This window comes from Zhongshania sp., from assembly GCF_041623545.1.
GTDB lineage: Bacteria > Pseudomonadota > Gammaproteobacteria > Pseudomonadales > Spongiibacteraceae > Spongiibacter.
The window spans coordinates 1-5,547 of the sequence record NZ_JBFJWS010000212.1 but is presented as its reverse complement, the minus strand read 5'-3'; the positions used below and the strand labels follow the sequence as shown (position 1 = coordinate 5,547).

Annotated in this window: 5 protein-coding genes; 4 read left to right on the top strand and 1 reads right to left on the bottom strand. The window is 49.2% G+C overall.

Annotated elements, in window-relative coordinates; translation table 11 throughout:
- Positions 1 to 255: 255 nt before the first annotated feature.
- Positions 256 to 900 (bottom strand): TetR/AcrR family transcriptional regulator, encoded by a 645-nt coding sequence (locus ABYT30_RS14720; RefSeq protein WP_373080866.1) that lies wholly within the window; start codon positions 898 to 900, stop codon positions 256 to 258.
- A gap of 341 nt (positions 901 to 1,241) precedes the next feature.
- Between ABYT30_RS14720 and ABYT30_RS14715 the strand changes: the two genes are divergently transcribed.
- The 4 genes from ABYT30_RS14715 to ABYT30_RS14700 form a co-directional block, all read left to right on the top strand.
- Positions 1,242 to 2,477, top strand: a complete 1,236-nt coding sequence (locus ABYT30_RS14715; RefSeq protein ID WP_373097294.1) for a cytochrome P450 — start codon at positions 1,242 to 1,244, stop codon at positions 2,475 to 2,477.
- A 219-nt stretch (positions 2,478 to 2,696) separates the two neighbouring features.
- Positions 2,697 to 3,950: an acetyl-CoA C-acetyltransferase gene (locus ABYT30_RS14710; RefSeq protein WP_373097292.1), complete on the top strand. Its 1,254-nt coding sequence runs from the start codon at positions 2,697 to 2,699 to the stop codon at positions 3,948 to 3,950.
- Between the two features lie 239 nt (positions 3,951 to 4,189).
- The gene (locus ABYT30_RS14705) at positions 4,190 to 4,900 is read left to right on the top strand and encodes a TetR/AcrR family transcriptional regulator (RefSeq protein WP_373097290.1); all 711 of its coding nucleotides are present in this window, start codon (positions 4,190 to 4,192) and stop codon (positions 4,898 to 4,900) included.
- An 83-nt stretch (positions 4,901 to 4,983) separates the two neighbouring features.
- Positions 4,984 to 5,547, top strand: a 564-nt coding sequence (locus tag ABYT30_RS14700) for a 2-oxo acid dehydrogenase subunit E2 (RefSeq protein ID WP_373097288.1), incomplete at its 3' end; no start/stop codon positions are given.

Here is a 5,547-nt window from a genome sequence, read left to right as displayed (position 1 = left end):
GTTGCATACCAGGCCACGCTAGGGGCGGGGTAGGGTGTGTCAGAGCGGAAATCAGTAGGCGGATCAATATGCTCCGACATCGCGGGGCCTCTTCATTATGATAATTTTAGCCCTGATGGTAACTGATCTGCATTTCATAAATCAACGACACTGTTGTTTTGTTGTGATCGCTATGGCTAATCGCATTATACTGGCGTGAGTTCGACGCAATACCTAGCCGTCGGTGCTATTTCCATGCTGAGAGTGGGTGTTTTGCTAGCGTGTATTGGGTGCCTTACCGTTGCGAATTGCTTCTTCAATAAGCTTTATCAGCCAAGTTAATGTGTCGACAGCCCTTTCTGGTTCAAAACCCCAAGCTTGAATTAGGCGTTCGTATGGCGGCATATTCCACAGAATGTCGAGTACCGCGGCGGCCGTCTCTTGGTGTTTTGCTGACCAGTCTGGTGTTTCTGAGGCCACTGCCTTCAAAAGTGCGTCGCGGCGAATTTCATCAATAGATGCAAAGGTGGGGTCGTCATTGACGACGGTTTGCGCGGTCGAGAAGGAGGACAGGTATTGGAACATTGTAGCGGTAACGTTCGCGAAATCCCCGAGCTTTAAGTTACTTAGGCCCACGCCAGAATCCTCAACTAAGCGTTGGATCACGGCGTCTCGCAGTTTGCGTTCGGTAGGGAAATGGCGCTGCACGGTTCGCTCGCTCACACCCGCGCGGTCACCTACCGCCTTGGCGGTTAAATTGGTCCAATCCCATGTTGGAAAACTATGAACAAGCTCTGCGCCAGCGGAAATGACGCGTGCGCGGGTTTCTGCGCTTTGCTGTTGACGTAGAGGGCTATTATATTTGCGCCGTTGTACTGTCGACTTTTTAGTGTCGTTATTTTGGGGCGGTGATGGCGGCATTGCGTTGGCTTTTCCTCTGCATCCTAGTGGCTAGGAATAATAGCAGACGGTGTATTGTTGAGCCATTCGGGATATGGGTGCCTGCAGTGAATGTGCGCGACGGCCATGGTTAAACTTAAATAGCTCGTTATAAGGTGTTGCTATACGGGTTTGTTTCACCGCTTGTTTGTGGTGCCTCTTCTTTTCTTGACAGTAAGGTGCACGCTAATTACTCTGCAATGCAAAGCATAATATAAAATTACGGACACGTTTTACCTATTGCAAAGGCGCTCACATAGCGTCGCGCACGTCGCCTTTCTGGCGAAAGCTTTGCCTTTGACGATTATTTGAGGTGATTGAATATGACTACTGATCCTACGCGACCTGTTGGTGTAGATGTGCCAGATCACGTACCTGAGAATTTGGTGTGGCGACATAGCATTGATGAGTTTACGCGGGAGCTGGATGACCCGTATTTGGCTGGCGCTAGGCTGCACAATGGCCCAGATATTATTTGGGCTCAGAATGCGGTGCTTGGTAAGCCGGCATGGGTACTGACTCGGCACGCACTGATCCAAGAGGCGTATTTAGCACCGGATGTATTTTCAAGTGACAGACAGAATCTTGCCTTATTGGGTGTTGATTGGAAGCTTAATCCCCTAGAGTACGATCCTCCGGAGCATCAAGCTTATCGAAAAATTCTCAATCCATTTTTTACGCCGCGGGCGATGGCAGAGCTTGATGTCTCGGTGAGAGAGGTCTGCGATACCTTGATTGCAAAATTTGCGGATCTGGGTGGGTGTGAATTTATTAGTGAATTTGCGGAGCAATTCCCATCTTATATTTTCCTCGACTTTATGGGTATGCCGCGAGATAAGTTGAATGACTTTCTCGAGTGGGAAAGGGTAATGATTCAAGCTGCAGACCCGATGAAAAAGTTTACCGCGATGAAATCGGTTCTCACTTATATGGAGACTTATGTTGAAGAGCAGCGTAATAATCCAACGACGGATCTAATGAAAGGTCTATTCTCTGCGCGTATGGATAATGGCAGCCCTCTCAGTGAGGGTGAAATTATGGGTATGTGTTATCTCCTTTATATTGGCGGCTTGGACACGGTGTTTAGCGCCTTGGGTTGGATACTTCGCCACTTGGCCTTGGATAATCCGTTGCAGGAGCGCTTGCGCGCTAATCCTCAGGATATTCCCCAGGCCGTTGAGGAACTGATGCGAGCCTACCCGGTTGCAACAACACACCGTGAAGTAAAGAGGGATATTCATTTTCACGGCGTTGACATGCGGGTAGGGGATTGGGTGCTGTTCCCGACGTTTTTGGCAGCGCGCGATCCCCGGGTCTATGACAATCCGCATGTTGTGGATATAGACCGCCGTGCGCGGCATATAACTTTTGCAACCGGCCCGCACCTTTGTTTGGGTGTTCATCTTGCACGACGCGAACTAAAGACCGTGGTTGAAGCGTTTTTGAGCAGGTTTAAAAACATCCGCATTGCTAGTGGCGAGCATTACTCATTTCATACCGGGGGAGTGTTCGGGGTTGATCGTCTTCCCCTAGAGTGGGATGCAGTCAGCGATTCTTAATCGCTTGCAGAGCCTTGCTAATATTTTTAATGGCGATGTGTGAATAGGTGGCTATGGGAATAATAAGCAGTAAGAGTGGTCTGTGCGTTGTGCGATAATTTGGGGTGATCTTTATTAGACAACATTGTCGAATAGTTGTTATATTGGGTGTATAATTATGCTTTAGATTTTCAGAGTATTTTCTGGAAATCCTAATTTATATCCCGATAGGAGCCTGTAATGCCCGAAGCCTATATTATCGACGCCGTCCGTACGCCACGTAGTATTGGTAAACCGGGTAAAGGGGCGCTTGCCCATATGCACCCTCAGCATCTTGCGGCCACTGTGCTCAAAGCACTCCAAGAACGCAATAACCTGAATACTGCTGATATTGACGACGTAATCTGGGGCACCAGCGCGCAAAAGGGTTTACAAGGTGGTGATATGGGCCGCATGGCGGCCTTAGACGCGGGCTTTGATGTTCGTGTCAGCGGCGTGACACTTGATCGCTTTTGCGGCAGCGGGATCACCGCAACGAGTTTGGCGGCTGGACAGATTATGTCGGGCATGGAAGACCTTATTATTGCTGGTGGCACTGAAATGATGTCACTTATCACCACGGTGGGTGCCCAGGAGCGTGAAGCTGGTTTTAAGCCTTTAAGCATGGGTACTGGCAATGAGCGCCTGCAGAAACGCCACCCCCAATCACATCAAGGCTTGTGCGCTGACGCAATTGCATCAATGGAAGGTATTACACGGGAAGAGTTAGATGCATTTGCGCTAGAAAGTCAGCGTCGGGCGGCGCAGGCTATCGCAGAGGGACGTTTTAATAAATCCCTAATTCCAGTGCTCGACGATGACGGTAACACCGTCTTAGATCATGAAGAATACCCGCGCCCATCGACTACGGCAGCGGACCTTGCTGCATTAAAACCCAGCTTTGGAGTAATTGCGGATTTTGCACTGAGTGCAGATAGCCCGACCTTTCGGCAGCTCATCAATCAGCGCTATCCCGATCTAAAGATTGAGAACTTCCATCATGCCGGTAATTCATCTGGCGTTGTGGATGGTGCTGCCGCGCTGTTACTCGCCTCGGGTGACTACGCGAAGGCGCACGGTTTAAAGCCGCGGGCGCGAATCGTCGCCACAGCCAATATCGGTGATGATCCGACCTTAATGCTAAATGCCCCAGGCCCCGCTGCCTTAAAGGTATTGGCAAAGGCGGGTTTGAGCAAAGACGATATTGATCTTTGGGAAGTGAATGAAGCGTTCGCGGTTGTAGTTGAAAAGTTTATTCGTGATCTGGATATTGACCGCGACAAGATTAATGTTAATGGCGGTGCGATCGCGCTTGGCCATCCCATTGGTGCTACCGGTGCGGTGTTGATCGGTACTGTGTTGGATGAATTGGAACGACGTAATCTAAAGCGCGGCTTAATTACGATGTGTGCAGCGGGTGGAATGGCACCAGCAATAATTATTGAACGGATCTGATCGCGAGCATGTAAATTTAGTGCCGAGTGCGGGGTGGAATAAACGCCTCTAGCTTTGCCCGTAATATTCACATGAATTTTCGGGCCTTGCCGGAAAAGCCGCCGCAAGCACTTGTTTTTATTTGTAAATAATTAATAAGTGGTAGAAGTAGGGAAGTGAGCAAAGTTGCAGTTTTCGTGCAATATTCTTTGATATCGGGCATCATTAACACAAGTTAATACACTGGTATGGGTAATATTTTGAGCGAAGAAACAACAACAGCAAAGCCGAAAAAAGCACGTCGGGATCCCGAAGGGACGCGCCGGGCAATACTTGAAGTTGCCGGAAAGCTATTGGCTAAAGATGGGCCTGAGGGGCTTAGCGTATCTCAGGTCGCTCAACTTGCTGGGATCAATCGGGGCACTGCTTACCATCATTTTCCGACCCGCGAAATGCTTTTGGATGCAACAAAGGCATGGGTCAGTGAGCAGCTTTGTCTTGAAGTCTTTGGTGACCCGGACGATGAGGCGCACGCGAGTCGTCGAGACCCGCGCTCAGTGCCGGAAAAATTGGCGCATTTTGCCATGGCAAACCCCGAATTCGGTCGAGTTTGGTTGTTTGATTTATTGAGCTCTAGCCAGCCTTCTGATGATCCTTTCTGGAAGCAATATAAGGCTCATGTTGACCGCTTTGCGGTGACTGAACTTGCTCAGCCAGGTATCGATACTGAAGTGCACGCAATACGGATGCTGGTTGGCGTATTTCTGTGGCCGGTATGGGCTCATGCTCATGCTAATAGCCCGGCGGAATTGAAAAAAATGGCGGATCGCTACACTGATGAGGCGCTTCGCTATAACCTTTACGGCGCCATGCGTAAGGAAATGTTCCCCGAGCTTGATGCGGCCGTTATAAGTAAGGCAAAAACGAAAACGAAAGCTAAAGCGAAATCGTCGAGCAAGGTCGCAAAGTAAGCTGCAGCTTAGGGTGACTTGGGCGCGCGATTTATTGCATAAGCTTTCTCTGAAAGAATTAATTTAGCGATTGGAGATAGTAAATGACTGAAAAAAGTGCGCCGATGTTGCCCTGGCCAGAAGACGACTTGTCTGCATATGGTCCTGTTGAAACCCAGCCGGTAGGGCGTGTGCAGCAATATGTGGGCCGTGTTATGGCTCGCAATTGGACGATGATCCCCCATGTAACTCATAACGATGATGTCGACGTCACCAATTTTGAATCGCGTCGTAAGGCATGGAATAGCGCCAACCCAGATCAAAAACGTACTTTACTGCCGGCTTTAATCAAGGCCTCGGTGGCCGTATTACAGCAATACCCGCAGTTTAATAGTGCGCTTAGTGCCGACGGTAAAACCCTCACTACTCGTAATTATTTCCACATTGGTATTGCGGTCGATGTTCCCTCCGGTTTGCTAGTGCCGGTTATTCGCGACTGCGATAAAAAGAGCATGGCTGAAATCGCTGAAGAAATAGTTTTCATCTCTGAAAAAGCCCGTACTAAAGGCTTAGCGATGACTGAAATGACGGGCGGTGGGTTTAGCTTGTCATCCCTAGGACATATTGGCGGTACTTCATTTACACCAATAATCAATGCACCTGAAGTC